This window comes from Streptomyces sp. NPDC006294, assembly GCF_042870895.1.
Lineage (GTDB): Bacteria > Actinomycetota > Actinomycetes > Streptomycetales > Streptomycetaceae > Streptomyces.
This window is the reverse complement of the sequence record NZ_JBIAHV010000011.1, coordinates 57,384-82,023: the sequence shown is the minus strand read 5'-3', so window position 1 is coordinate 82,023 and position 24,640 is coordinate 57,384. Positions and strand designations below refer to the sequence as shown.

General features: G+C 72.8%; 23 protein-coding genes and 2 pseudogenes. 15 read left to right on the top strand and 10 right to left on the bottom strand.

Annotated features, from left to right (window positions below):
* Nucleotides 1-52: 52 nt before the first annotated feature.
* The 6 genes from ACFYOP_RS20800 (at nucleotide 53) to ACFYOP_RS20775 (ending at nucleotide 5,744) form a co-directional block, all read left to right on the top strand.
* The gene (locus ACFYOP_RS20800; protein ID WP_356897910.1) at nucleotides 53-709 is read left to right on the top strand and encodes a DUF305 domain-containing protein; all 657 of its coding nucleotides are present in this window, start codon (nucleotides 53-55) and stop codon (nucleotides 707-709) included.
* A gap of 295 nt (nucleotides 710-1,004) precedes the next feature.
* On the top strand, nucleotides 1,005-1,415 hold the full coding sequence (locus ACFYOP_RS20795; protein WP_356897911.1) for a hypothetical protein: 411 nt from the start codon (nucleotides 1,005-1,007) through the stop codon (nucleotides 1,413-1,415).
* Nucleotides 1,416-1,825: 410 nt separating this feature from the next.
* Nucleotides 1,826-2,965 (top strand): PLP-dependent cysteine synthase family protein, encoded by a 1,140-nt coding sequence (locus tag ACFYOP_RS20790; RefSeq protein WP_356897912.1) that lies wholly within the window; start codon nucleotides 1,826-1,828, stop codon nucleotides 2,963-2,965.
* Complete coding sequence (locus tag ACFYOP_RS20785) at nucleotides 2,962-4,263, top strand: MFS transporter (RefSeq protein WP_356897913.1); 1,302 nt, start codon at nucleotides 2,962-2,964, stop codon at nucleotides 4,261-4,263. The genes ACFYOP_RS20790 and ACFYOP_RS20785 overlap by 4 nt, the downstream gene beginning before the upstream one ends.
* Nucleotides 4,264-4,467: 204 nt before the next feature.
* Nucleotides 4,468-4,836 carry a BlaI/MecI/CopY family transcriptional regulator gene (locus tag ACFYOP_RS20780; RefSeq protein WP_356897914.1) on the top strand — a complete coding sequence of 123 codons (369 nt, stop codon included), beginning with the start codon at nucleotides 4,468-4,470 and terminating at the stop codon, nucleotides 4,834-4,836.
* Entirely contained in the window at nucleotides 4,833-5,744 is a 912-nt protein-coding gene (locus ACFYOP_RS20775) for a M56 family metallopeptidase (protein WP_356897915.1), read from the top strand. Before ACFYOP_RS20780 ends, ACFYOP_RS20775 begins: the two co-directional genes overlap by 4 nt.
* A gap of 35 nt (nucleotides 5,745-5,779) precedes the next feature.
* Here the strand turns inward: ACFYOP_RS20775 and ACFYOP_RS20770 are convergent, their stop codons facing one another.
* The 3 genes and pseudogenes from ACFYOP_RS20770 to ACFYOP_RS20760 form a co-directional block, all read right to left on the bottom strand.
* Nucleotides 5,780-6,793: an NlpC/P60 family protein gene (locus ACFYOP_RS20770; RefSeq protein ID WP_356897971.1), complete on the bottom strand. Its 1,014-nt coding sequence runs from the start codon at nucleotides 6,791-6,793 to the stop codon at nucleotides 5,780-5,782.
* Nucleotides 6,781-7,060, bottom strand: a pseudogene (locus tag ACFYOP_RS20765) (DNA-binding transcriptional regulator); the annotation flags it as partial. The gene ACFYOP_RS20770 and the pseudogene ACFYOP_RS20765, both read right to left, overlap by 13 nt.
* Nucleotides 7,061-7,262: 202 nt before the next feature.
* A complete protein-coding gene (locus ACFYOP_RS20760; protein WP_356897916.1) occupies nucleotides 7,263-9,530 on the bottom strand; it encodes a heavy metal translocating P-type ATPase in 2,268 nt (755 codons plus the stop codon).
* 221 nt (nucleotides 9,531-9,751) lie between these two features.
* Between ACFYOP_RS20760 and ACFYOP_RS20755 the strand changes: the two genes are divergently transcribed.
* A complete protein-coding gene (locus ACFYOP_RS20755) occupies nucleotides 9,752-10,729 on the top strand; it encodes a hypothetical protein (RefSeq protein WP_356897917.1) in 978 nt (325 codons plus the stop codon).
* A gap of 70 nt (nucleotides 10,730-10,799) precedes the next feature.
* Here the strand turns inward: ACFYOP_RS20755 and ACFYOP_RS20750 are convergent, their stop codons facing one another.
* The 4 genes from ACFYOP_RS20750 to ACFYOP_RS20735 form a co-directional block, all read right to left on the bottom strand.
* Complete coding sequence (locus ACFYOP_RS20750) at nucleotides 10,800-10,976, bottom strand: hypothetical protein (RefSeq protein WP_356897918.1); 177 nt, start codon at nucleotides 10,974-10,976, stop codon at nucleotides 10,800-10,802.
* The gene (locus tag ACFYOP_RS20745; protein WP_356897919.1) at nucleotides 10,973-11,191 is read right to left on the bottom strand and encodes a heavy metal-associated domain-containing protein; all 219 of its coding nucleotides are present in this window, start codon (nucleotides 11,189-11,191) and stop codon (nucleotides 10,973-10,975) included. Before ACFYOP_RS20745 ends, ACFYOP_RS20750 begins: the two co-directional genes overlap by 4 nt.
* An 81-nt stretch (nucleotides 11,192-11,272) precedes the next feature.
* Nucleotides 11,273-12,289 (bottom strand): glutathione S-transferase C-terminal domain-containing protein, encoded by a 1,017-nt coding sequence (locus tag ACFYOP_RS20740; RefSeq protein ID WP_356897920.1) that lies wholly within the window; start codon nucleotides 12,287-12,289, stop codon nucleotides 11,273-11,275.
* Between the two features lie 48 nt (nucleotides 12,290-12,337).
* Nucleotides 12,338-12,739: a ChaB family protein gene (locus tag ACFYOP_RS20735; protein WP_356897921.1), complete on the bottom strand. Its 402-nt coding sequence runs from the start codon at nucleotides 12,737-12,739 to the stop codon at nucleotides 12,338-12,340.
* 237 nt (nucleotides 12,740-12,976) lie between these two features.
* Here ACFYOP_RS20735 and ACFYOP_RS20730 point away from each other — a divergent pair, with 237 nt between their 5' ends.
* Nucleotides 12,977-14,005: a DNA topoisomerase IB gene (locus ACFYOP_RS20730; protein WP_356897922.1), complete on the top strand. Its 1,029-nt coding sequence runs from the start codon at nucleotides 12,977-12,979 to the stop codon at nucleotides 14,003-14,005.
* Between the two features lie 93 nt (nucleotides 14,006-14,098).
* Here the strand turns inward: ACFYOP_RS20730 and ACFYOP_RS20725 are convergent.
* Nucleotides 14,099-14,494: pseudogene (locus tag ACFYOP_RS20725) on the bottom strand (LysR substrate-binding domain-containing protein); the annotation flags it as partial.
* A gap of 474 nt (nucleotides 14,495-14,968) precedes the next feature.
* Here ACFYOP_RS20725 and ACFYOP_RS20720 point away from each other — a divergent pair.
* The 7 genes from ACFYOP_RS20720 to mnhG all read left to right on the top strand — a co-directional run bounded on the left by ACFYOP_RS20720 (nucleotide 14,969) and on the right by mnhG (nucleotide 22,248).
* The gene (locus tag ACFYOP_RS20720; protein ID WP_356897923.1) at nucleotides 14,969-15,844 is read left to right on the top strand and encodes a potassium channel family protein; all 876 of its coding nucleotides are present in this window, start codon (nucleotides 14,969-14,971) and stop codon (nucleotides 15,842-15,844) included.
* 215 nt (nucleotides 15,845-16,059) lie between these two features.
* On the top strand, nucleotides 16,060-19,062 hold the full coding sequence (locus tag ACFYOP_RS20715) for a Na+/H+ antiporter subunit A (RefSeq protein ID WP_356897924.1): 3,003 nt from the start codon (nucleotides 16,060-16,062) through the stop codon (nucleotides 19,060-19,062).
* Entirely contained in the window at nucleotides 19,059-19,505 is a 447-nt protein-coding gene (locus ACFYOP_RS20710) for a Na(+)/H(+) antiporter subunit C (RefSeq protein ID WP_356897925.1), read from the top strand. The genes ACFYOP_RS20715 and ACFYOP_RS20710 overlap by 4 nt, the downstream gene beginning before the upstream one ends.
* On the top strand, nucleotides 19,502-21,034 hold the full coding sequence (locus ACFYOP_RS20705; RefSeq protein ID WP_356897926.1) for a Na+/H+ antiporter subunit D: 1,533 nt from the start codon (nucleotides 19,502-19,504) through the stop codon (nucleotides 21,032-21,034). Before ACFYOP_RS20710 ends, ACFYOP_RS20705 begins: the two co-directional genes overlap by 4 nt.
* A complete protein-coding gene (locus ACFYOP_RS20700; RefSeq protein ID WP_356897927.1) occupies nucleotides 21,031-21,576 on the top strand; it encodes a Na+/H+ antiporter subunit E in 546 nt (181 codons plus the stop codon). Before ACFYOP_RS20705 ends, ACFYOP_RS20700 begins: the two co-directional genes overlap by 4 nt.
* Nucleotides 21,577-21,595: 19 nt before the next feature.
* Nucleotides 21,596-21,862, top strand: coding sequence for a monovalent cation/H+ antiporter complex subunit F (locus ACFYOP_RS20695; RefSeq protein ID WP_356897928.1), 267 nt, complete (start codon nucleotides 21,596-21,598; stop codon nucleotides 21,860-21,862).
* On the top strand, nucleotides 21,859-22,248 hold the full coding sequence (gene mnhG / locus ACFYOP_RS20690) for a monovalent cation/H(+) antiporter subunit G (protein ID WP_356897929.1): 390 nt from the start codon (nucleotides 21,859-21,861) through the stop codon (nucleotides 22,246-22,248). The genes ACFYOP_RS20695 and mnhG overlap by 4 nt, the downstream gene beginning before the upstream one ends.
* 21 nt (nucleotides 22,249-22,269) lie before the next feature.
* Here the strand turns inward: mnhG and ACFYOP_RS20685 are convergent, their stop codons facing one another.
* The gene (locus tag ACFYOP_RS20685; protein WP_356897930.1) at nucleotides 22,270-22,953 is read right to left on the bottom strand and encodes a GPR1/FUN34/YaaH family transporter; all 684 of its coding nucleotides are present in this window, start codon (nucleotides 22,951-22,953) and stop codon (nucleotides 22,270-22,272) included.
* Nucleotides 22,954-23,109: 156 nt separating this feature from the next.
* Nucleotides 23,110-24,606: an aldehyde dehydrogenase family protein gene (locus ACFYOP_RS20680; RefSeq protein WP_388452425.1), complete on the bottom strand. Its 1,497-nt coding sequence runs from the start codon at nucleotides 24,604-24,606 to the stop codon at nucleotides 23,110-23,112.
* Between the last annotated feature and the right edge of the window lie 34 nt (nucleotides 24,607-24,640).

The window sequence follows — 24,640 nt, the reverse complement described above, 5'->3', positions numbered from 1 at the left end:
GCCGTGCGAGCGATGCCCCTATTCCCCTGCACGACACAGGAGCAGCACCACCATGACCGCACACCGTTCCATGCCCCGCCGCACCTCGATCCGCCGTACCACCGCCCGCCGTGCCGCCGCCGTGGTGGCCGCGGCGACCGCCGCCGTCGTCCTCGCGGCCTGCGGCGGGGCGGACGACAGCACGGCCGGCCACAACGCGTCGTCGTCCCCCGGCGCCTCCGCCTCCGCCCCCGCGAAGCAGGGCGAGCACAACGCCGCCGACGTGGCCTTCGCGCACGGAATGATCCCCCACCACCGCCAGGCGGTCGAGATGGCGGATCTGGCGGAGACACGCGCGCAGTCCGCCGACGTCAAGGCGCTGGCCGCGGAGATCAAGAAGGCGCAGGACCCGGAGATCAGGACCCTGTCCGGGTGGCTGGCCTCCTGGGGCGAGGACGTCCCGCAGGAGGGCGGCGGCGGCCACGCCGGTCACGCGATGTCCGGGATGATGACGGACGAGGAGATGACCGCGCTCGGGAAGTCCTCGGGCAAGGCCTTCGACACGGCCTTTCTGGACCTGATGGTCAAGCACCACGAGGGCGCCGTCGAGATGGCCAGGACCGAACAGACCGACGGCGCCTACGGTCCGGCGAAGGACATGGCCGGCGACATCATCAGCTCGCAGACCGCCGAGATCACCCGTATGCAGGGGCTGCTCGGCAAGAACTGAGGGCACGGCCCCCGCGCAGCGGGGCGGAGCGATCCGCCCCGCTGCGCCCCGCCCGGGGGCGGCCCGGCCGCCGCGTCACCGTCCACGCGGTGATGAACCCGGCCGTAACCGGGCCGTACCCCGGATACGGCCGGGTGCCCTGCCGTACGGGCGTCGTTCCGGTCATCCTTCCCGGGGTCGTGGCCCGCGGCTACCAGGCCCTTTGCGTCGGACGTGCCGGAATCAGGCCAACTCGTCCATCGGTCCGGGTGGTTCGGCGGAAGGCCGTGGCCGCCGCGGAGGCTAAGATCACGGCATGGTCACGGCCCGGTCGTCCTCCCGCGTCGCGCGGACCCGCTCGTCCGCGGGTCCGCTGCGGCTGCTGTGGGTCGCGATGGCGCTGTTCGCTTTCGTGTACACGCACGGCGTGAGCATGGAAGGCGTCAGCGGCCACCTGGACACGACTGCCGGGGCCGTCGGTGCGATGTCGCCCGCTCCCGCTCCGGGACACCACCCCGGCGGTGAGCACCGCTCCGACCATGTGGTCCAGGAATGCGTCCCCGGCCAGCCGCAGCAGGCTCCTGTGCTGGGCGCGCCGGTGGCCTCCGCCCTCGTTCCGCAAGCCGCCCCCCTGGTCAGCCGCCCGGCTTCGTGCGGCTTCGGTGACACCGCGTCGGCCAGGCCGCTGCCGAGAACCACGATAAGAGCCACGATTCTCCAGATCTAGAATCCCGGCGGACCTGAGCTCCCGGCGGCTCCAGGCCCGCCCGTCGCCGTGGCGATCGGCCCCGTCGAGCCGGAGACCGCGCCGCGCCCCTGCACGAGCGGCGCGGCACGGTCCACTCCGACGGCCTCGACCGCCCGTCCCGCCCGCCGGCATCTCCTGTCCGGTGTGACGAACCACCGGCGCGGCGCCAACCGCCCCCTGTGGCGAACGGCTCCGCCACGCCGCCCCTGCCCGACCGCAACGCCGCCCCCATGTCCCCGGGCGGTGGCGTGACGTTCGCGCATGTCGGTGCAGCACCCTCCGCCCGCGCAGTACGCCGCGACCGCGGGCCAGCCCCGGTGAACAGGACCGCGCGGTGCGCGAAGAGTCCGCACCGACGCGCGCCATCGACGAAAGACGAGAGCCAGACGATGCACTCTCCCGATACGACGACCCATCCGACCACCAGCCCCGGCCGGGCCGCCCTGTCCGGGCTGGTCGGCAACACTCCGCTGCTGCGCGTGGGCGAGCCCTTCGCCCACGCGGGCCGCGGGTTCTGGGCGAAGCTGGAAGGCTTCAACCCCGGTGGCATCAAGGACCGTCCGGCCCTGCACATGGTCGAACGCGCCCGTGCGCGCGGAGACCTGCGCCCGGGGGCGCGGATCATCGAGTCCACCAGCGGAACCCTCGGCCTGGGACTGGCCCTCGCCGGCATGGTCCACGGGCACCCCGTCACCCTGGTCACCGACCCCGGGCTGGAGTTGTCGATGACCCGCCTGCTGACGGCATACGGCGCCCAGGTCAATGTCGTCTCGGAGCCGCACCCGACCGGCGGCTGGCAGCAGGCCCGCCGGGACCGGGTGACCCGGCTGATGGCGCGGCACCCCGACGCCTGGTGCCCGGACCAGTACAACAACCCAGACAACATCTCCGCCTACACGCCGCTCGCCCTCGAACTCGCCACCGAACTGGGCCGTATCGACGTGCTGGTGTGCAGTGTCGGCACCGGCGGTCACTCGGCGGGCATCTCGGGCGTCCTCCAACAGCTCTGCCCGGGGCTGCGGCTGGTGGGAGTCGACACCGTCGGATCGACGATCTTCGGCCAGCCCGCGCGGCCGCGGCTGATGCGCGGACTCGGCTCGAGCATCTATCCGCGCAATGTCGCCTACGACAACTTCTCCGAGGTGCACTGGGTCGCTCCGGCGGAAGCCGTGTGGGCCTGCCGGCGGCTCGCCACCTCGCACTACACCTCGGGCGGCTGGAGCGTCGGCGCGGTCGCCCTCGTCGCGGGGTGGCTGGCACGTTCCCTGCCGGCGGACACCCGGATCGCGGCGGTCTTCCCCGACGGGCCGCAGCGGTACCTCGGGACGGTGTACGACGACGACTACTGCGCCGCCCACGGCCTCCTCGACTCGCCGCCCGCGGCCGAACCGGAGCTGATCGGCCGCCTCGACGAGAAGGAGGTCACCCGCTGGACCCGCTGCACCGCGGTGACCGACCCGTTGGGCCTCGACCGGGACAAGGACCCGGCCGGAAAGGCGGCGGGCACCGGCGTGAAGGAGGCCCGGTGAGGAGCATCGTCGCGCAGGTCCGCACGTACGACCGCAGCGTTCAGCTGTTGATGGTGAACCAGTTCACCATCAACCTCGGTTTCTACATGCTGATGCCCTATCTGGCCGCCCATCTGGCGGGGCCGCTCGGGCTGGCCGGCTGGCTCGTCGGGCTGATCCTCGGGGTGCGCAACTTCAGCCAGCAGGGGCTGTTCCTGGTCGGGGGGACGCTCGCGGACCGGTTCGGCTACAAGCCCATGATCGTCGCCGGCCTCGGGCTGCGTATCGTCGGCTTCGCGACGCTCGGGCTGGTCGACAGCGTGCCCGCGCTGATCGCCGCCTCCGCGGCGACCGGCATGGCCGGGGCGCTGTTCAACCCGGCCTCCCGCGCGTATCTCGCCGCCGACGCGGGGGAGCGGCGGGTGGAGGCGTTCGCGCTCTTCAACGTCTTCTACCAGGCCGGCATCCTGCTCGGGCCGCTGGTGGGCATGGTGCTGACCGGAGTCGGCTTCCGGGTCACCTGCCTGACGGCGGCCGGGATCTTCGCGGTGCTCAGCGTCGTGCAGATCCGGGCCCTGCCCGCGCGCCGGGCAGGGGAGGGGGCCGCAACGGGCCCCGAGCAGCGGGGTGTTCTGGCGCAGTGGCGCGGCATGGTGGCCAACCGGCCCTTCCTGCTGTTCTCGTTCGCGATGATCGGCTCGTACGTGATGTCGTTCCAGGTCTACCTGGCCCTGCCGCTCGAGGTCCGACGCCTGGGCGGGGACGGGCAGTTCGGCACGGCGGCGGTGGCGGTGCTGTTCGCCGTGTCCGGACTCAGCACGATCGTCGGCCAGACGAGAGTCACCGCCTGGTGCAAGGCCCGCATGGCGCCGGGCCGTGCGCTGACCTGGGGGCTGCTGACGATGGGCGTCGCGTTCGTGCCCCTGCTCCTGGCGACGGCGGTGCCCGTGCCGGACGGGGGCATCGGGCTGTGGCTCGTCGCGGCGGTGCCTCCGGCGCTGTCCGCGCTGCTGCTGGCCGTGGGGACGATGATCGCGTACCCCTTCGAGATGGACACCATCGTCCGGCTCTCCGGGGGGCGCCTGGTGGCCAGTCACTACGGCCTCTACAACACCATCTGCGGGGTCGGGATCGCCCTGGGGAACCTGCTGACCGGGGCCGCCCTGGACGCCGCCCGAGCCGCGGGAGTGGCGGCTCTGCCGTGGACCGCCCTCCTCCTGCTGGGCCTCTCCTGCGCCGCCGCCGTCCACGTGCTCCACCGCACCGGCCGCCTGGAGGCCCCGGAGAAGACCACGCGCCCGGCGCCGGCGACCGCCTGAGGCTGCCGCCCGCTGCCGCCCGCTGCCGCCGGGCCCGCTCCGGGCCGGCGGCAGCGGGCGGTCAGTGCTCGGGACGCAGGCCCGACAGGGTCACGGTCACGAGAACCTGCATGAGCACCGGGCACGGCCGTGCTCGGCAGCGGGGCGCGCCGGGCCGGGGCCTACTATGGAGCCGCGAATCATGCGGCGGAAGGAAGACGGGCCATGCGTCGGCTGGGGGAACTCGAGGCAGAGATCATGGACCGGCTGTGGACGTGGAACCGCCCGGCCACGGTCCGCGAGGTCGTCGACGACATCAACAGGCAGCGGCCGGTCGCGTACAGCACGGTGATGACCGTGACCAACATCCTGCATGGCAAGGGCTGGCTGGTACGCGGCAAGCAGGGCAGGGCCTGGCTCTACACGCCGGTGCGCAGCCGCGAGGCGTACTCCGCCGCGCTCATGGAGGACGGACTCGGGACCAGCAAGGACCGTCCGGCCGCTCTGCTCCGCTTCGTCGAGGGCATGTCGGAGGACGAGGTGGAAGCGCTGCGCAAGGCGCTGCGCGCCGTGGGACGCCGGGGCCAGGAGTGAACGCCGCGCCCGCGCTGCTCGGCTACCTGGCGGCCGTCGGCGTCGCGGCGCCGCGACTGCTGCTGCGCAGCGCGTGGCCACACCGGGCGCCGGCGCTCGGGGCAGCGGTGTGGCAGGCGCTCGCGCTCTCGTTCTCGGTCGCCGCGGCTCTCTTCGCCTACAACCTGGCGACGCCCACCGAGCACCTCCACGCCGACTTCATCGGTGTGCTGCACGCCTGCGGCCTGCACGCGGGCGCCGGGACACCGGGTCCGGGCACGGCGGAGCGGTTGGCCGTCGCGCTGCCCGCGGTGGTCATGCTGGCCCTGGGGAGCAGCTTCGTCCTTCATGTCGTGCGGGCCTGCCGCGCGCGTTCCCGCCACCGCGAGACGCTGGACGTGGTCGGCCGTCACCGTGAGGATCTGCGGGCGACGGTCCTCACCTATGGTGCGCCCGCGGCGTACTGCCTTCCGGGCAGACGTCCCAGGATCGTTGTCAGTGACACGGCGGTCGAGATGCTCTCGCCCGCACAGCTCGAAGCCGTTCTGGAACACGAACGGGCCCACGTGGCCGGCCGCCACCATCTCGCCCTGGCGGCCGCGGAGGCGTTCGCATCGGTGTTCCGAGCGCTGCCTCTGGCGCGTTACGTCAAGGAGCAGACAGCACTGCTGCTCGAGATGATCGCGGACGACCGTGCGGTGCGGAGCCAGTCGCACGAGGTGTTCGCCGCGGCGATGTACCGGATGGCCACCGTGCGGGCGCCGAGGGGCGCGTTCTCGGCCGGGGGTGACAGTGCGGTGATCCGCCTGCGCAGGGTTCTGGGCGCGCACCGGGCACCGCACCCCCTGCTCCGCGGGTCCGCGGTGGCCGGGGCCGTGACCGTCCCGCTGTTTCCCCTGCTGCTCGTCTGCCAGCCCGGTCTCGGGTGAGTGGCCCGGCGGGGTCCTGGGCGAGCGGCTGGCGGTCAGCTGATGCGTACGCCCCACATGAAGGTCATTCCGCTGCGGGCGATCGACTCGTACCGCACCTGCGCTCCGGGCTTGGGAGCGTGCAGGATCTGTCCGTTGCCCGCGTAGAAGCCGACATGGCTGAGGTCGCTGCGCATGATGACGAGGTCGCCGGGCTTGAGTGCGCCGAGGGAACCGATACGGGTTCCGGCGTTCGCCTGCGCCTGTGAGGTGCGGGGTATGGAGACGCCGGCCTGGCGGAACGCCCATGACGTCAGCCCGGAGCAGTCGAAGGAGGTCGGGCCGGACGCACCCCACACGTAGGGCATGCCGACCCGGCTCTGGGCGGCGCTGAAGGCGGCGGCCGCGCGCTGCGAGGCGCCGGCCTCGTTGCCGAGATCGACGCGGTCACTGGACCGGTCGGCGCGCTCCTCCGCGGCGGCGATCCGGGCCCTCTCCTCGGCCGTCATCGTGTTGAGGAGCTGCCGGGCCTTGGCGAGCTTGCCCTGGATCTCCTGCTTCCTGCTGTCCAGTTCCTCGCGGGTGTCCTCGAGGTCGCCGAGCTTCTCCGCGGCCTCGCCGCGCTGCTGCTGCAGTGCGCGCTGCTGGGACATGAACTGCTGGAGCAGGGTGACCTGCCGCGCGTTCAACCGGTCGAGGTCCGAGGCCTTTCGGAGGTAGGTGTCGGGGTCCTCGGAGAGCAGAAGCTGAACGGAGGGGTCCAGACCGCCACTGCGGTACTGGCCGGCCGCCATGGTGCCCAGCCGGCCCCGCAGTTCATTGAGTTCGCCCTGCTTGCGAGCGGCGGTCTCCTGCAGATTCTTGACCTGCTTCTGCAGCCCGTCGGCCTTCTCCTTCGCCCCGTTGTACTTCTCGGTGGCCTGCGTCGCCTCTTCGTACAGCCGGTCGACCTGCGCCTTGACGCCCTTCGTGCCGGGATCGGGCAACGGGTCCGCGGAGGCCGACTGGGTGGACAGGGCGACGGCTGCCGCCGCTGTCACGGTGAGCGCGGTCGCGTAGACCTGGATCATCGTGGTGCCCGGCGGCACTTTCTCAAGGGCCGACCGGCGTGAGAGCAGGTCGATCTCCGGGTCGAAGAGGAATTGCCGGGCCGCGTCGCTCGCGGAGGCCCGGTGGCTTCAGGGCAGAGCGTCGACCACCTTCCGCATGGGCCGAAGCGAGGGCCGACCGAGACCGAACGCCTGCTCGCCGCGCCCTGATCCGGCGGTCAGCAGGGAGAGGGTCACGTCGTGCTTCAGCCCGGTGAGCTCGGTCCGGAAACCTGGCGACGGTGCGAAGCGGGCCCCTACGACGGATCCGCCGTACCCTCTGCCGGGTACGGCGGATCGTGTGGGACGGATTCCTGATCTGTCACGCTTTCACGAGCCGTGCGATGGCCTGCGAGGCCTCACTCGCCTTCGCCTGGCCCGCGATGTGACCGAGGCCCCTGAGTACGTCGTCCTTTGGTGCTGGTAGCCGGCCACGTCCCCTCGGCCGCGGTCACGCGGCCTCGAAGCCGCGCAGCCGCAGGGAGTTGCCGACGACGAAGACCGACGAGAAGGCCATGGCGGCTCCGGCGATCATCGGGTTGAGCAGTCCGGCGGCGGCCAGGGGGAGGGCGGCGACGTTGTAGGCGAAGGCCCAGAAGAGGTTGGAGCGGATGGTGCCGAGCGTGCGGCGGGAGAGGCGGATGGCGTCGGCGGCGGCGTTGAGGTCGCCGCGTACGAGGGTGAGGTCGCCGGCCTCGATGGCGGCGTCGGTGCCGGTGCCCATCGCGAGACCCAGGTCGGCCTGGGCCAGGGCGGCGGCGTCGTTGACTCCGTCGCCGACCATGGCGACGCTGCGCCCCTCGGCCTGGAGCTTCTTGACGACGTCGACCTTGTCCTCGGGCATGACCTCGGCGATCACCTCGTCGATGCCGACCTCGGCGGCCACGCTCTTCGCGACGGCTTCGTTGTCGCCGGTGAGCAGGATGGGGGTGAGGCCGAGGGCGCGCAGGCGGCGGACCGCCTCCGTGCTGGTGTCCTTGACGGCGTCCGCGACCTCGAGGACCGCGCGGGCCTCGCCGTCCCAGGCGACGGCGATGGCGGTGCGGCCGGCGGCCTCGGCGTCGTGCTTGGCGCGGGCGAGGTCCGCGGGCAGTTCCATGGCCCACTCGTCAAGGAGTCTGGCGCGGCCGACGAGGACGGCGTGCCCGTCGACGACGCCCTGGACGCCGAGGCCGGGGATGTTGGCGAAGTCCTCGGGGTCGGCGAGAGGGCCGGTCCTCTCGGTGGCTCCGGCGGCGACGGCCTGGGCGATGGGGTGCTCGGAGGCGTTCTCCAGCGCGCCCGCAAGACGCAGGACCTCGGTCTCGGTGGTGGTGTCGGTGGTGTGGACGGCGAGCAGGGTCATCCGGCCGGTGGTGACGGTGCCGGTCTTGTCCAGGACGATGGTGTCGACCTTGCGGGTGGTCTCCAGCACCTCGGGGCCCTTGATCAGGATGCCGAGCTGGGCGCCGCGGCCGGTGCCGACCATCAGTGCGGTCGGCGTGGCCAGCCCGAGGGCGCAGGGGCAGGCGATGATCAGCACGGCGACGGCGGCGGTGAACGCGGCGGTCAGACCGGAGCCGTTGCCGAGCCAGAAACCGAGCGTGCCGAGCGCGAGGGCGATGACGACGGGCACGAACACGGCGGAGATCCGGTCGGCCAGCCGCTGGGCGGCGGCCTTGCCGTTCTGCGCGTCCTCGACCAGCTTCGCCATCCGGGCCAGCTGGGTGTCCGCGCCGACCCGGGTCGCCTCGACCACCAGCCGGCCGCCGGCGTTCAGCGTCGCGCCGGTCACCGAGTCGCCGACGGAGACCTCGACGGGCACGGACTCGCCGGTCAGCATCGACGCGTCCACGGCGGAGGAGCCCTCGACGACCGTGCCGTCGGTGGCGATCTTCTCGCCGGGGCGGACCAGGAACCGGTCGCCCACCTGCAGATCGGCGGTCGGGATCGTCTCCTGGCGGCCGCCGCGCACCACGGTGACCTCCTTCGCGCCCAGCTCCAGCAGTGCCCGGAGCGCGGCCCCGGCCTTCCGCTTGGAACGGGCCTCGAAGTAGCGCCCGGCCAGGATGAAGGCGGTCACACCCGCGGCGGCCTCGAGATAGATGTTCCCGGCGCCGTCGGTGCGGGCGATCGTGAACTCGAAGGGGTGGGTCATCCCCGGGGTGCCGGCGGTGCCGAAGAACAGCGCCCACAGCGACCACAGGAACGCGGCCGAGACGCCCACCGAGATCAGGGTGTCCATCGTGGCCGCGCCGTGCCGCGCGTTGGTCCACGCCGCGCGGTGGAACGGCCAGGCCGCGTACGTCACGACCGGCGCGGCCAGGGTCAGGCTGAGCCACTGCCAGTACTCGATCTGCAGCGCCGGGACCATGGCCATCGCGATCACCGGCACGGCGAGGGCGACGGCGGTCAGCAGCCGCTGCCGCAGGGGCCGGAGCTCCTCGTCCGCCCTGTTCTCGTCATCGGCACCGTCGGGGCCGCCCCCGCTCTCGGTGCGGGGCGGGGCCGGCTCCTGCGCGGTGTAGCCGGTGGCCTCGACCGTCGCGATCAGATCGGCCACGGCGACGTCGTCGGCGAAGGTCACCTTCGCCTTCTCCGTGGCGTAGTTCACGGTCGCCTCGACGCCGTCCATGCGGTTGAGCTTCTTCTCGATACGCGCCGCGCACGAGGCGCAGGTCATCCCGCCGATGGCGAGTTCGACCGCGGCTGTGCCGACTGTCGTCGTTGGGGTTCCCATGACGTGCTCCTCGTACTCGGAACGCAAGTATCGGCGACGGCGGGACCGGGTGGTTCCGGCGGGCCGGTGCATCATACCCCCTAGGGGTACCTCTTGACGAGTTCATGTATACCCCCCACCCGTATTGATGCGCAAGGTCGGCCGGCATTTGACTTTATACCCCCTGGGGGTACCGTGTCGGTGTGGCCGCGCATCGGGCGGCCTTTGTGGAAGGGGTAGTCATGAACACCGGTCTCAAGATCACGGCCTTCGCGGCGGCGCTCGCGGCCACGTTCGGCGCGGCTTACGGGGTCGGCAGCGCCGTGGAGCCGGTCGTCGCCGAGAAGAAGCCCGCGAACCACACCGCGCACGAGGCGAAGGAGAAGGGCGCCGCCGCACATGAGGACCATGCCGAAGCGGAGGGCGGTGAGACGTCGCTGCCGGGCGGGCTCCAGATCGCCGACCAGGGGTACGCGCTCGACCTGCGGACCCCGCGCGTCGCGGCGGGCAAACCCGCGGAGCTGCGCTTCGCCGTCGTGGAGGAGGCCGCGGACCGCAACGTGACCGAGTTCCGCCGCGAACACGGCAAGGAGCTCCACCTGATCGTCGCGTCGCGCGACCTGACGACCTACCGCCACCTGCACCCGGTGCGCGCCGCGGACGGCACCTGGTCCACGTCCGTCGAGCTGCCCAAGGCCGGCGGCTACCGGGTCTTCGCCGACTTCGCCCCCGCGGCGAAGAACACCGGCGGCCTCACCCTCGGCGCGGACCTGGCCGTCTCGGGGCAGTCGAAGCCCGGGCCGCTGCCCCGCTCCGAGCGCACGGTGACCGTGGACGGCTACGAGGTGACGCTCAAGGGGGAACTGCGCCCCGGCGCGGGCAGCGAGCTGAAGCTCGACGTCGCCAAGGACGACAAGCCGGTCACCGACCTGCAGCCCTACCTGGGCGCGTACGGCCACCTCGTCGCGCTGCGCTCCGGCGACCTCGCCTATCTGCACGTCCACCCGAACGGCGAGCCCGGCGACGGGAAGACGAAGCCCGGCCCGGAGATCTCCTTCACCGCGACCGCTCCCAGCAAGGGCTCGTACCGCCTCTTCCTCGACTTCCAGCACGAGGGCAAGGTCCGCACCGCGGCGTTCACCGTGCACGCGGGCGGGCCCGCGGCGGCGCAGCAGGAGTCCCACCCCGAGGGCGACGAGCCTGCCGGGCACGGGCACTGACCGGCGCGGCCGGAGCCCGACGGCCGGTGCGAAGGGGCGGACCGCAACCGGTCCGCCCCTCCGGCGTTCCTCACTCCGGGCGCCGTGCCGCCCCCGGCTTCCCGCAGCCGCCCCGTGCGCCCGTCCCGGCCGCCGGGGAGGGCTCGGCCAGCCGCGACGCGGCGTACTGCAGCAGCGCCACCGCGACGACGCGGACCAGCGGGTGGGCGGCGGTGCGCCGAACCGCGTCCCAGGAGCCCCGCGTCACCTCTGGTCACGCCCGACGAGTTCGTAACCCGCCTCCTCCACCGCCGCGGACACCGCGTCGGGGTCGAGCCGGTCCTCGCTGGTGACCGTCACCTCGCCGGTGGCGAGGTCGACGCTCACCCGCTCGACCCCGGGCAGCGCGCCGACCTCGGCCGTCACCGCGCGCACGCAGTGGTCGCACGTCATTCCCTGCACGCCGTACACGTCCTGAACCATCGGATCACTCCTTCCCTCGTAACCGAGTATACGGGCGGGGGGTATGGTCCGATGGTTTCCGTCCCGCCGGCCGAGGGCCTCCTACGTACGCTCGGCCGCCGGGGGCGGTCCCGGCGCGGTGCCGTCCCCGAAGGGGCGGCCGCCGAGCCTCTCCCGGTGGTGCGGCGTGGTCAGCCCCGACAGGTCCGGGCCCGCCGGGACGATACCGGTCGGATTGATGCCGGTGTGGACCGTGTAGTAGTGCCGCTTGATGTGGTCGAAGTCCACCGTGTCGCCGAAACCCGGGGTCTGGTACAGATCGCGGAGGTACCCCCAGAGCACCTCGTTCTCCGCGATCTTGTAGCGGTTGCACTTGAAGTGGCCGTGGTACACCGCGTCGAACCGCACCAGGGTCGTGAACAGCCGGATGTCGGCCTCGGTGATGGAGTCGCCGACCAGATACCGCCGTTCCCTCAGCCGCTCGGACACGGCGTCGAGCCGGCGGAAGACGTCCCCGTACGCCTCCTCGTACTCCTGCTGATCCGTCGCGAAACCGGCGCGGTAGACGCCGTTGTTGAGGTCGCGGTAGATCTCGTCCATCACCGCGTCGATCTCCTCGCGCAGCGCCTCCGGATACAGATCCGGGGCGCCGGGGCGGTGCAGGGCACGCCACTGGGTCGCCAGGTCCAGGGTGATGCGCTGGTAGTCGTTGGTGACCAGTCTGCCGCTCGGGACGTCCACCACTGCGGGCACACTGACACCGCCCGGATAGTCCGTCTCCCGCGCGTCGTACGCCTCCGCGAGGTACCGGATGCCCAGCACGGGGTCCTTCCCGCCCGGGTCCAGGGTGAAGCGCCAACTGCGGTCGTCCTGGACGGGGTCGGCCACGGCGAGCGAGAGGGCGTCCTCCAGGCCCAGCAGCCGGCGGGAGACCAGCGAACGGCTCGCCCAGGGGCACGCCTTGCTGACCACCAGCCGGTACCGGCCCGGCTCCACCGGCCAGCCGTCACGCCCGTCCTCGGTGATGCGGTCGGCGAAGTGGCTGCGCGAGCGTTTGAACTTCCGTTGCCCGTAGTCGCTGTTGCGGCTCTGCTCGGCGCCGGCTCCGCTGCTGCTCATGCACGGCTCCTTCTCTCGACGAGGACGGATGGGTCCGCCCCCCTCCTGTCAGGACCGGGCAGCACGCGTCTGCGAACGGTTCTCCTTGCGGATCGCCTCCAGCAGCTCCGCCCGGTTCATCTTCGACCGGCCGCCGATGTCCAGCCGGCGGGCCACCTCGTACAGATGCTGCATGGTGGCGTTCTCGTCGACACCTTCGCCGCTGCGGGCCGGCCGGTCCCGCGGCGTACCGGCGCGCGGATCGGAGGGGCCCTTGCGGCCCTGCTCCTTGCGCTCCCAGTGGTCCGCGACCTTCTCGTACGTGTGCTTCAGCGCGCTGAAGGCGACCCGATGGGCCCGCTCGCCCTCCCCGTACTGCTCGACGGCGGAGTCATGGGCCTTGATCCAGGTGCGCTGCGCGTCCTTGGGCGAGCGCTCCAGCGTCGAAGGAAGCTCCTCGCGTCCCGGCATGGTTCACCTCCGATGCGACGCAGGGCGGGTGCCCCTGGCCGCCACGGCCGAAACAGCCGCCGCCGCGGCGTCCCCGGCGGTGTTTGCGCACCGCCAACCGGGACACCATGGTCATGTGCCGCAGTGCCCGCCTCGTGAGGGATCGTGAGGGATCCTGGGGACCGGCACCATCGTTCCGATGGGCACCCGGGCAGCTGCGGCACACCGCGCGCCGGACGAACGAGCCTGGAGGCCGGGTTGCGTCTTCACCACAGCAGGCCCACCGACCCGGGCTACCGCCGCATCCGCCACGGGCGCGGCTTCCGTTACGTCGACGCAGACGGCCGCCCGCTGCGCGACCCCGCCGAGCTGGCCCGTATCAAGGCACTCGTCATCCCGCCCGCATGGCAGGACGTGTGGATCTGCACCCGGTCCAACGGTCACCTCCAGGCCGTCGGCACCGACGCTGCGGGCCGCCGCCAGTATCTGTACCACCCGCAGTTCCGCGCAGAGCAGGAGCAGGCCAAGCACGACCACGTCCTCGAGGTGGCCGAAACACTCCCCGCCGTACGCGAAGCCGTCGAGGGCCACCTCGGAGACCGGGGCCTGACCCGCCGGCGCGTCCTCGCCACTGCCGTACGCCTGCTCGACCTCGGCTTCTTCCGCATCGGCAGTGACCGCTACACCGAGATGAACAACAGCTACGGCCTCACCACGCTGCTGCGCGAACATTCCCGCTGCCAGGCAGGGGCGGTCCTGTTCACCTACACCGGCAAGCACGGCAAGGAGATCGTCCAGAGCGTCGTCGATCCCGCCGTGTGCCGCAGCCTGACCTCGCTGCTGCGCCGTCGCGGCGGCGGTGACCGGCTTCTCGCCTACTGGGAGCGGCCCGCCTGGCGCGACGTGAGCAGCGCCGACGTCAACCTGTACCTGAAGGAACTGGCCGGCCTGGAGATCACCGCCAAGGACTTCCGCACCTGGCACGCCACCGTCATGGCCGCCGTGGCCCTGGCCGTCTCGGAGTCCGTCGCCCGCAGCGAGACCGCACGCAGACGCGCCATCGCCCGGGCGACCCGCGAAGTCGCGGGGTACCTCGGCAACACCCCCGCCGTCTGCCGCGCCTCGTACATCAATCCGCGCGTGATCGAGCTGTACGAGGAGGGCGTCACCGTCGCGGCCGCGCTGCCCCGCCTCGGGGACGAGGGCGCCTACGGCATTCCGGCGACCCAGGGACCGGCCGAGACGGCCGTACGGCACATGCTGCGCACCGGGCGGCCGCCCGGCTGACCGGCGGTCCGTCGACGCGTTTGAGCACGGGCCTTCCGCGACGATCGCCGCCAGAGCGGCGACGGGCGGCCACGACCACTGGCCGGCGCGCGCGAGCAGGGAACTGCGGCGCGTGCCGGCCGGCGGGTCCAGCGGCCGGAACGCGACGTCCGTCCGATGCCGCTCGATCCCCGAACTGGCCAGCACGGCCACCCCGAGACCCGCGCCGACCAGGCTGTCGACCAGATGGAGGCTGTCCACGCGGTGCGCGATCCCGGGTACGAAGCCGGCCATCGCGCACACCCGCCGCACCAGCTCGTCGTCGTCCGTGCCGGGGGAGTTGGCGATCCGGCCGGTACCGGCGGACTCCGCCGGCCCGGACAGCGCGACAGGGCGGCCGGCGTCCGGATGGTCCGCGGGCACGGCGAGACACAGCGGCTGCTCCTCGAACTGCCGGGCGCTCAACTCCGGTGGCACGGTCCGCGGTACGAGGCTGTAGTCGTACCCCACGCCCAGGTCGGCGCCTCCCGAGCTCAGCAGCCGCGCCGTGTGCTCGGGCTCGGGCTCGCCGTGCTCATGCCGCTGGTGCCGTTCCTGCTCGAGACGCAGGCCCTCCAGCGGAACGGGAAGACCACGTACGGCACGCCGGCCGGTCTGGCACCGGCCGTCAGCCTCGTGGCCGGCATGGTCCTCATCGCCCAGACGCCCGGGGTTCTGCAGGTCGCCGGCACCGTGCTGGTGGTCGCCGCCGGCATCGGCGCGACGCGGGCGGAGTCCCGGCGCCGAGCGTCGGCACCAGCACGTACGCACCACCCGGGCCGCCGATGTTGAAACGCCGGGACCGCGGGTACCCGGACCGGCGTCCCGCCCCGAAGCGGTCCACGGCCCCGTACGGCGGCGGTCGTTGTGTGCCGAGCCGCCGGGCGGGTACGCGGCCGCCGTCGGGCGGCGCACAGTGCGGACCGAGCGGGGAGGAGACGCCGGGTGGAGTGGCTGATCACGGCGGCGGGGGCGGCGCTGGTGCTGGTCGGCCTGCGCGATCTGTTCCACACGCTGTGGCACCCCACCGGCCGCGGCAGCCTGAGCACGGCGGTGATGACCCTACTGTGGCGGCTCGCCCGTCGCTTCGGCGCCCGCGGGACGATCGCCGCTCTCGCCGGCCCCCTGTCGATGATCGCCGTGATTCTCATGTGGACGCTGATCATCGTGGCCGGCTGGACCCTCGTCTACTGGCCCCACATCCCCGACGGCTTCTCCTACGGTCCCGACCTGGAGCCCGGCCGGCGCGCCGACATCGTCGACGGCCTCTATCTCTCCCTGGTGATGGTCGGCACTCTCGGTCTGGGCGACATCGCCCCCACCGACGCCTGGCTCCGCATCGCCGCCCCGCTCGAAGCCCTGATCGGCTTCGCCCTGCTGACGGCCGCCGTCTCCTGGATCAGCCAGATCTACCCCGCCCTGACCCGCCGGCGGCTCCTGGCCCTGCGGCTGGCGTCCCTGCGCGCCACGGGCGGCCTGCCGCCCCCGCCCGGGGCGACGGCCACCGCGGTCCTGTTCCAGCAGCTGGCCGAGGACGTCAACCACGTCCGTATCGACCTCACCCAGCACGGGGAGACGTACTACTTCCACGACGGTGAACCGGACACCGCACTGGCCGCGACGGCCGACTACGCCGCGGACCTCGCCGTCCAGGGACAGCACTCCCGGGACGTGGCCGTCCGCATGAGCGCCGCCATGCTCGGCAGATCCCTCGAGCGGCTCGCCGGCACCCTGGGCACACACTTCCTGCGCACGGACGGCACCCCCAGACAGATCTTCGCCGCCTACGCGGCCGACCACGGCTACGCCCGCGATCCCTGAGCCGGCCCCCGGGGTGCATCCGCACCGCCAGCCGGGGGACTTGCCCCGCCGCCCCGCGTGGTGGGCGTCCCACCCCGGTGCCCCGGCTGGAAAATGCTGCGCGGGCCGGCCGACTGTCCACCCACATCGCAAGAAGCGGCCCCGTACGGCAGCAGCCGACCGTGGCCGTGCCGCCACCCGACAGGGACCCGCCGAGCGGCGGAGGGGGGAGGAACGTGCTGGTCCTGCTGGCACTCCATGCCACGGTCGCCGCGGTGCTGCCCTGGTGGGCACGCCGGTTCGGGGCCACCGCCTGGTATCCGGCCGCCGCCGTGCCGCTGGCCACGGCGCTCTGGGCGGGCTTCCAGGCCCCGGAGGTGCTGGCCGGCGGCACGGTGGAGGAGTCCTGGGCGTGGGCGCCCGCGCTGGGGCTCGTCCTGGACCTGCGGCTGGACGGTCTCTCGCTGCTGATGCTGTGGGTCGTCGGAGGCGTCGGAGCGGCCGTCCTGCTCTACTCCCGCCACTACACGGAACACGACACGGGCCGGGAGTCGGCCCTGCTGCTGGCGTTCGCCGGAGTCATGACGGGGCTCGTCCTCGCGGACAACCTCTTCCTGCTGTACGTGTTCTGGGAGCTCACCACCGTCGTGTCGTTCCTGCTCATCGCCGGACGCGGGGACCGGGCGGAGCGCCGCCGTGCCGCCGTGCAGGCGCTGCTCGTGACGGCCGGGGGCGGCCTCGCCATGCTGCTCGGCTTCGTGCTGCTGGGCGAGGCCGCCGGTACGTACCGGGTCTCGGCGATCGTCGACGACCCGCCGCAGGGCGGCGCGGCCACCGCCGCGGTGGTCCTGGTCCTGATCGGCGCGTTCGCCAAGTCCGCCCAGATGCCGCTGCACAGCTGGCTGCCCGCGGCGATGGTGGCGCCGACACCGGTGAGCGCCTACCTGCACGCGGCCAGCATGGTCAAGGCCGGTGTGTATCTCGTCGCCCGGCTGGCCCCCGGGCTGGCCACCGCAGGACCGTGGCGCCCCATGGTGTTCGCCGTGGGGCTGGCGAGCCTGGTGCTCGGCGCGTGGTGCGCCCTGCGGGAGACCGACCTCAAGAAGCTCCTCGCGTACGGCACGATCAGCGAACTCGGCATGCTGATCGCCCTGTTCGGTGCGGGGACCAGGACCGCCGCCCTGGCGGGCGCCGTGATGCTGCTGGCGCACGCGGCGTTCAAGGCGGCCCTGTTCCTCGTCACCGGCATCATCGATCACCAGCTCGGCACGCGGGACATACGGGAACTCTCCGGGGTGGGACGCCGGCTGCCCTGGCTGCTGACCGTCGCCGTCCTCGCGGCCGCCTCCATGGCCGGTCTGCCCCCGCTCATCGGCTTCCTCGGCAAGGAGGCCGCCTTCGAGGCGTTCCTCCACGCCCCTGACCTGACCGCGCACGGCTGGCTCCTCGCGGCCCTCGTGCTCGGCTCGGCGCTGACGGTGACCTACGCCGCCCGCTTCCTCGCCGGGGCGTTCGGCGGCGCGCCGCGACCCGGCGGCAAGGAGCCGCGGCCGCCCGCCGCGGGGTTCCTGGCACCCGTGGCCGTACTGGCGGTCGCCGGCCTGGTGGGCGGCGTGTGGGCGACGGGCACGGACCGGGCGGTGCGCCCGTACGCCGACGCCTACCCGCCCGGCCCGAAGGGCCCCTACGAGCCGGCCCTGTGGCACGGACTGACGCCCGTGCTCGGGCTGTCGGCCCTCGCCGTGCTCGCCGGGGTGCTGCTGCACCTCGCCGGCCGGCAGGGCATGTCCACTGCTTCCGGACCCTCCCGCCTGGGGCCGCCACAACTGCCCGGGGAGCAGCCCGGCTACCGCCGTACGCTGGCGGCGCTGGACGAGGCCGCGGCCCGGCTGACCCGCCGCACGCACGTCGGCTCGCTGCCGGTCCACCTCGCCGTCATCCTGACGACGGTGGTCCTGCTGCCCGGCACGGCGCTGGCGGCCATGATCCCGGACATCGGCTCACCGCCGCTGTGGCGGGCCGCCCTCGAACTGCCGCTGGGCGTGGGGGTGCTGGCCGCCGCCGCGATGGTGCTGACCACCCGGTACCGGCTCACCGGCACCCTCCTGGTCGGCGCGGTCGGCTACGGAGTGGCGGGGCTCTTCCTGGTGCGCGGCGCGCCCGACCTGGCCCTGACCCAGTTCCTCGTCGAGACCATGACGCTCGTCGTGGTGGTGCTGGCGCTGCGCCGGATGCCGGCCCGGTTCACGCCCGGCAGGACGACCTGGCGCGTCCGCACCGTGCGCGCCTCCGTCGCCGTGGCCGTGGGGCTCTTCGTAGCCACGTTCGCGCTGGTCGCGGCGTCCGCCCGGCGAAGCCCGTCGGTGGCCTCCGAGTACCTCCGCCGGGCGGAGGAGGCGGGGGCGCACAACGTGGTCAACGCCGTCATCGTCGACTTCCGCGCCCTGGACACCCTCGGCGAGATCTCCGTGCTGCTGGTGACGGCCATCGGTGTCGTCAGCCTGGTGCGGATCTGGAACGAGCAGCGGCCGACCCGCACCGCCGCCGAGGACCGCGCCGCAGAGGACGACCGGACCGCCGCCGTGGACCGGGCCTCCGACGAAGGCCGGACCGGCGGGGGCGCGACCGAGCACCGGCCCGGCGACTTCCCCACCGCGCACTGGGACGAGCCGCAGGAGAAGTGGCTGCCCGGAGCGGACGAGCGCGCCGGGAGCGAGCGTTCCGTACTGCTCGAGGTCGTCACCCGGCTGCTCTTCCCGTCGATCCTCGTGCTCTCCCTCTTCCTGCTGTTCTCCGGCCACTCGCACCCGGGCGGCGGGTTCGCCGGCGGACTGGTGGCCGGGCAGGCGTTCGTCCTCAGGTACCTGGTGGGAGGCAGAGCCGATCCGGGCACGGCGGCCCCGGTCGGCGCGGGCGCGCTGGCCGGCGGCGGACTCGTCCTCGCCGCCGCCGTCGGCGCGCTGCCGCTCCTGGCCGGCGCCGCCCCGCTGTCCGCCACGGTCGTGACGGCCCATCTGCCGGTGCTCGGGAAGGTCGAGTTCGCCACCAGCCTCTTCTTCGACATCGGCGTCTATCTGCTGGTGGTCGGAGTCACGCTCACCCTGCTGTCGGCCGTGGGCGTCGCCCTCGGTCGTCCCCGCGACACGGCGACACCGCAGGAGGCCGCATTCCGCGGGCCCGCGACGGACACGGACGGGACGCACCGGCCCGACGGCGCCGAGAGGAGCGACGAGACTTGAACGCACTGGATCTGACCATGGCCGTCGTCGTCGGCGGCCTCTACGCCCTCGGGTTCTATCTGATGCTGCAACGGTCGCTGATGCGCATCGTCCTCGGCTTCCTCGTCCTCGGGCACGGCACCAACCTGCTGCTCCTGGTCGCCGGCGGCTCACCCGGCAAGCCGCCGATCGTCGGGGACAAGGCCGTGGACGTGGCGGAGTACGCCGACCCGCTGCCCCAGGCCATGGCCCTGACCTCGATCGTCATCACCTTCGGGCTCACGACGTTCCTGCTTGCCCTGGCCTTTCGCTCCTGGCGGCTCTCGGGGCACGACGAGGTACGCGACGACATCGAGGACCGCCGCATCGGAACCGTCCGGGAGCGGGCCGAGGACGGCCGGGCCCGCGACCCGCGCCCGAGCAGGGACGACCGCCCACGCGACGAACCGGGGGAGCATCCGTGACCGACACCCTGCTCGCCGCCCCGGTCCTGCTGCCGGTCCTCGCCGGGGGCGTACTCCTGCTCGGCGTTCCGAAGGCCCTCGTCAGGGCGATCAGCGTCGCCGTGCTGACCTGCGTGCTCGCGGTGTCCCTCGCCCTGTTCGCGGTGGTCGACGAACAGGGCCCGGTGGCCGTGCACGTCGGCGGCTGGCCCCCGCCCCTGGGGATCGCCCTCGTCGCCGACCGTCTCTCGGCGCTGCTGCTGACCGTCTCCGTGCTCGTGGCGCTGGCCGTGCTGCTCTTCGCCGTCGGCCAGGGCACCGCCGAGGACCGTCCCGGCACGGCCGCCGTGCTGCACCCCGCGTATCTGCTGCTCGTCGGCGGCGTGGCGCTGGCCTATCTGACCGGAGACCTCTTCAACCTGTTCGTCGCGTTCGAGGTGATGCTTGCGGCGTCGTACGTGCTGATCACCCTCGACTCCGACGAGCCCCGGACCCGGGCCGGCATGACGTACACGATCGTCTCCCTCACCTCCTCGCTGCTGCTGATCACGGTGGTGGCCCTGGTGTACGGCGCCACCGGCACGGTGACGCTCGCCCAGCTCCCGGAGCGCCTCGCCGCGCTGCCGGGCAGCCTGCAGAGCGCGCTGGGCCTGCTGATGCTCGTGGTCTTCGGCATCAAGGCGGCGGTCGTGCCGCTCCATTTCTGGCTCCCCGACAGCTATCCCACCGCCCCGGCGCCGATCACCGCCGTGTTCGCGGCCCTGCTGACCAAGGTCGCGGTGTACGCGGTGCTGCGCACCCAGACCATGCTCTTCCCCCGCACCGGGGTGTGGCTGCTGCTCGCCGTCGTGTCGATCGCCGCCCTCGTGGTCGGCATCCTCGGCGCGGTCGCGCAGGACGACCTCAACCGGCTGCTGTCCTTCACCCTGGTGAGCCACATCGGCTTCATGCTGCTGGGCCTCGCCCTGTTCGACGTGGCCGGGCTGACCGGCACGATCCTGTACGTGGTCCACCACATCGTCGTCCAGGCGACGTTGTTCCTCGTCGCCGGCCTGGTCCTGCGCAGCACGGGCACCACGGCGCTGCACCGCATGGAGGGCGGAGCGGCCACCGGCGCCGGGATCGCGGTGCTCTTCGCGCTGCCCGCGCTCAGCCTGGCCGGCATCCCGCCGCTGTCCGGGTTCGTGGCCAAACTGGCCCTGCTCCAGGCGACGGCGCAGGCGGGCGCCGCCGGTTACGTACTGGCGGGCGCCGCGCTGCTGACCAGCCTGCTGACGCTGTACGCGATGGCGCGCGTATGGAACGCGGCGTTCTCGGGTACCCGGCCGGCTCCCGCACCGCCTGCGCCGGGCGGCGACCCGGTCGCCACGCGCACCATGCGGCGCGGGACGGCGCTGATGCTCGCCGCGACCGCGGGCATGGCGCTGACCGGGGTGGCGATCGCGGCCTGCGCCGGACCGCTGTCCCGCGTCGGCGAGCGGGCCGCGGAGGACCTTCTGGACCCGCGGGACTACCGGGCGGCCGTACTGGGCGAGGAGGGCCGGTCGTGACGAGAGGCGGGCGACACGCAGCGAGCCGTGCCTTCGCGGTCTGCTGGCTCTGGGTGCTGTGGGCGGTGCTGTGGGGATCGCTCAGCCCCCTCGTGGTCACGGCCGGGTTCCTGGTGGCGCTGGCCGTCGTCGTGGCGTTCCCGCTGCCGCCGGTGCGCACGCCCGCGGGCCGGCGTCCGCTCCGGGTGGCCGGGCTCGTCGGCCGGCTGGCCCTCGACCTCGTCCGCTCCGCCGCCACCGTGGCGTGGGAGGCCGTCCGCTACGGCAGCAAGACCTCCGCGGCGATCGTGGAGGTGCGGCTGCGGGCCGACACGGACCTGCTCGTCACGACCGTCGCCAACCTCACCACCCTCACCCCGGGAACGCTCGTGCTGGAGATCGACCGCCGTGGCCAGACCCTGTACGTCCACGCGCTGCCGGCCCGCGACCCGGACGGCCCCGAGCGCCGGCGGCGCGAGGTCCGCGCGGTGGACGAGCGCGTGACGCGCGCACTCGGCCGGGACGACGGGACCGGAGCCGCTGACGCCGAGGAGGAGTCATGACCGACGCCGAGGAGGAGTCATGAGCGTCGTCTTCACCACCGCCCAGGCCGTGATCACCGCAGCGGCGCTGCTGACCCTGCTCCGCCTGTTGCGCGGGCCCGCCGCACTCGACCGGATCGTGGCCCTGGACGTCGTGGTCACCCTCGTGATCGCCGGCACGGCCGTGCACATGGCCGCCCACTCGGACGCCACCCCGCTGCCCGTGCTGCTCGTCCTGGCGCTGCTCGCCTTCATCGGCTCGGTCGCCGCCGCGCATCTCGTCGAGGAACGGGAGCACATGCGATGAGCACGGTGCGGGACGTCGTCAGCGCCGTGCTCCTCCTCGGCGGGGCCGGGCTGTGTCTGCTGGCCGCGCTGGGCCTGCTGCGGTTCCCCGACACCGCCACCCGGCTGCACGCCTCGGCGAAGGCCCAGTCGGTGGGGCTGGTCCTGATCCTCACGGGGACGGCGATGCAGGTACCGGGCCGTTACGCCCCCGTCGTCCTGCTCGTGGCCCTGTTCCAGCTGTTCACCGTTCCCGTCACCGGCCAGATCGTGGGACGCACCGCGTACCGCACCCGTGGCATCGCACGCGCCGCCCTGGTGCGGGACGAGCTCGGCGACCGCCTGGCACGCGAGGGCGGCGCGCCCCCCGAGGACGAGCGCGACGTGGAGACCGAAGAAGACCGGTGAGGCCGCGGAACGCCGGGACTCTCACAGTTGCCGGCGTACCCCCGCCTCGCCGGTCACCTGGGCCGACTCGGCCCCCCAGTCCCCGCTGAACGCCTCGGCGCCCTTGCCCCGCCGCCAGGTGGGCAGCAGCGCCCGGCGCTGCTGGTCCTCGAAGGCCAGGGCGAAAGCCGCGTAGACGGCGGCGGCCGCGAGGACCAGGCCGATGACGCCGGCGGTGTGCTTCCAGGCCTCGGACCCGGACAGTTCGTGGATCCCGGTCGCCGCGAACCGGACCGACGCGAGCGCCATGACGGCGGCGGCCACGAGCTTTCCGGCGCCGCCGGCGGCCACCGGCACCCACAGGGCCAGGGCGGCGACCAGCAGCAGCAGTCCCGCGGCTCCGCTGGTGGTCGCGGGCGGGCTCGCGAGCAGGATCAGGCTCAGTGACAGCCAGGTTCCCGAGAGCACGGCCATCCCGGTCGCCGCGACCCCGTCCCGGCACAGGAAGGCGAGTACGGCCGCCGCTGCCTGCAGAGGGAAGACGAAGGCCAGGAGCGTGAGTGCGACGGCGGTGCCCTGGGCCGGCGGCAGCCATTCCAGCTGGAGCCCGGCGACGACGAAGGTGCCGCCCGCCAGGCCGATGAAGCCCATGGGGAGGGGGCTGGCCAGCGGGCGCATATGGACGACGGCGGCCGGTGTCTCGTTGGTCTTCGCGGTTCCCGTCATCCGGCTCTCCCTCGGTCGACGCGGATCGTTCCGCCGCCCGGGCGGCGGTTCACGCTGTCCCACGGGTGACACGCCGGCGCCGGACGAAACGCCCCCGGCGCAGCCGGGAGCCCGGGCGGACCTGTGGCCCGCCCGGGCTCCCGGTGCTGCGGAGACTCAGCGCGCGAACCAGCGCTGCGGCTCCGGATCGGTGTTCTCGTAGATGTGCTTGGCCTGGCGGTATTCGGCGAGCCCTTCGTGACCGAGCTCCCTGCCGATGCCGGAGCGTTTGAACCCGCCCCACTCCGCCTGCGGCAGATACGGACCGAAGTCGTTGATCCACACCGTGCCGTGCCGCAGCCGCCGCGCCACCCGTTCGGCCCGGCCGGCGTCCTTGGTCCACACCGCTCCGGCGAGCCCGTAGTCGGTGTGGTTGCCCAGTTCGACCGCGCGTTCCTCGTCGGTGAAGCGCTCCACGGTCAGGATGGGACCGAAGGTCTCCTCCTGGACGATGCGCATGTCCTGCGTGCAGTCGACGAACACCGTGGGCCGGTAGAAGAAGCCGTTGCTCAGCTCCGGTTCGTCCGGCCGCTTGCCGCCTGCGACCAGCCTCGCCCCCTCCTCGACGCCCAGCCGCACATAGGACTCGACCTTGTCCCGGTGAGCGGCGGAGACGAGCGGGCCGCTCTCGGTGTGCTCGTGCAGGCCGTTGCCGAGCCGGATGCGCTCGGTGCGGCGGACGAGTTCCGCGACGAAGTCGTCGTGCAGGGAGTCCTCGACGATGAGCCGGGTGCCCGCCGAGCACACCTGCCCGGCGTGGAAGAACACGGCCATGAGGGCGTGGTCGATCGCGGTCTCGACATCGGCGTCGGCGAACACGATGTTGGGGTTCTTGCCGCCCAGTTCGAGGGCGACGTTCTTCACCGTGTCCGCCGCCGTGCGCATGATCATCTGCCCGGTCGACAGGCCGCCGGTGAAGGACACCAGATCCACGTCGGGGCTCTCCACCAACGGTGCGCCGGCCGCCTTGCCCGCGCCGAGCACGAGGTTGACCACGCCGGCGGGCGCACCGGCCTCCTCGATCAGCTCCACCATCTTGATGGTGGTCAGCGGCGTGATCTCGCTGGGCTTGATCACCATGGTGTTCCCGGCCGCCAGCGCGGGGGCCACCTTCCACGACGCCTGGAGCAGCGGGTAGTTCCAGGGCGTGATCAACGCGCAGACACCGACCGGCTCATGGACGACGCGGCTGCGGATCCTGGGATCGCCCGCGTCCACCACCCGTCCGGAGTCGATCTCGGCCTGGCCCGCGTAGTAGCGGAACACCGCCGTCACGTCATCGACGTCGATGCCGCTCTCGACGAGTGTCTTTCCGGTGTCCAGCGTTTCCAGCCGGGCGATGTCCGCCCGGTCGCGCTGGAGGTACTCGGCCGTTCTGTGCAGCAGCTCGGAACGCTGCTGAGGGGTCCAGGACGGCCAGTCGCCGCGGTCGAACGCGGCCCTCGCCGCGGCCACCGCCGCCAGCGCGTCCGTCCGGTCGCCCTCGTCCACGGATCTGACCACGGACTGGTCGTAGGGATTCAGAATCTCGCGTGTGGCGCCGCTCGAAGCGGCGATCCACTTTCCGCCGATAAACAGACTGGACGTAGCAGTCCTTCCCCGGTTGAGCCGAATGCAGCTGCACCGTTGTGCGCCGGAAATCCCCGCC

Bases quoted from the DNA above. Each gene is read 5' to 3' on its own strand.
- ACFYOP_RS20770 (WP_356897971.1), bottom strand. From the start codon at position 6,793: ATGATCCAGGTCTACGCGACCGCGCTCACCGTGACAGCGGCGGCAGCC.
- ACFYOP_RS20695 (WP_356897928.1), top strand. From the start codon at position 21,596: ATGAGCGTCGTCTTCACCACCGCCCAGGCCGTGATCACCGCAGCGGCG.
- mnhG (WP_356897929.1), top strand. From the start codon at position 21,859: ATGAGCACGGTGCGGGACGTCGTCAGCGCCGTGCTCCTCCTCGGCGGG.
- ACFYOP_RS20760 (WP_356897916.1), bottom strand. From the start codon at position 9,530: ATGGGAACCCCAACGACGACAGTCGGCACAGCCGCGGTCGAACTCGCC.
- ACFYOP_RS20685 (WP_356897930.1), bottom strand. From the start codon at position 22,953: ATGACGGGAACCGCGAAGACCAACGAGACACCGGCCGCCGTCGTCCAT.
- ACFYOP_RS20795 (WP_356897911.1), top strand. From the start codon at position 1,005: ATGGTCACGGCCCGGTCGTCCTCCCGCGTCGCGCGGACCCGCTCGTCC.
- ACFYOP_RS20800 (WP_356897910.1), top strand. From the start codon at position 53: ATGACCGCACACCGTTCCATGCCCCGCCGCACCTCGATCCGCCGTACC.
- ACFYOP_RS20755 (WP_356897917.1), top strand. From the start codon at position 9,752: ATGAACACCGGTCTCAAGATCACGGCCTTCGCGGCGGCGCTCGCGGCC.
- ACFYOP_RS20745 (WP_356897919.1), bottom strand. From the start codon at position 11,191: ATGGTTCAGGACGTGTACGGCGTGCAGGGAATGACGTGCGACCACTGC.
- ACFYOP_RS20735 (WP_356897921.1), bottom strand. From the start codon at position 12,739: ATGCCGGGACGCGAGGAGCTTCCTTCGACGCTGGAGCGCTCGCCCAAG.
- ACFYOP_RS20780 (WP_356897914.1), top strand. From the start codon at position 4,468: ATGCGTCGGCTGGGGGAACTCGAGGCAGAGATCATGGACCGGCTGTGG.
- ACFYOP_RS20740 (WP_356897920.1), bottom strand. From the start codon at position 12,289: ATGAGCAGCAGCGGAGCCGGCGCCGAGCAGAGCCGCAACAGCGACTAC.
- ACFYOP_RS20790 (WP_356897912.1), top strand. From the start codon at position 1,826: ATGCACTCTCCCGATACGACGACCCATCCGACCACCAGCCCCGGCCGG.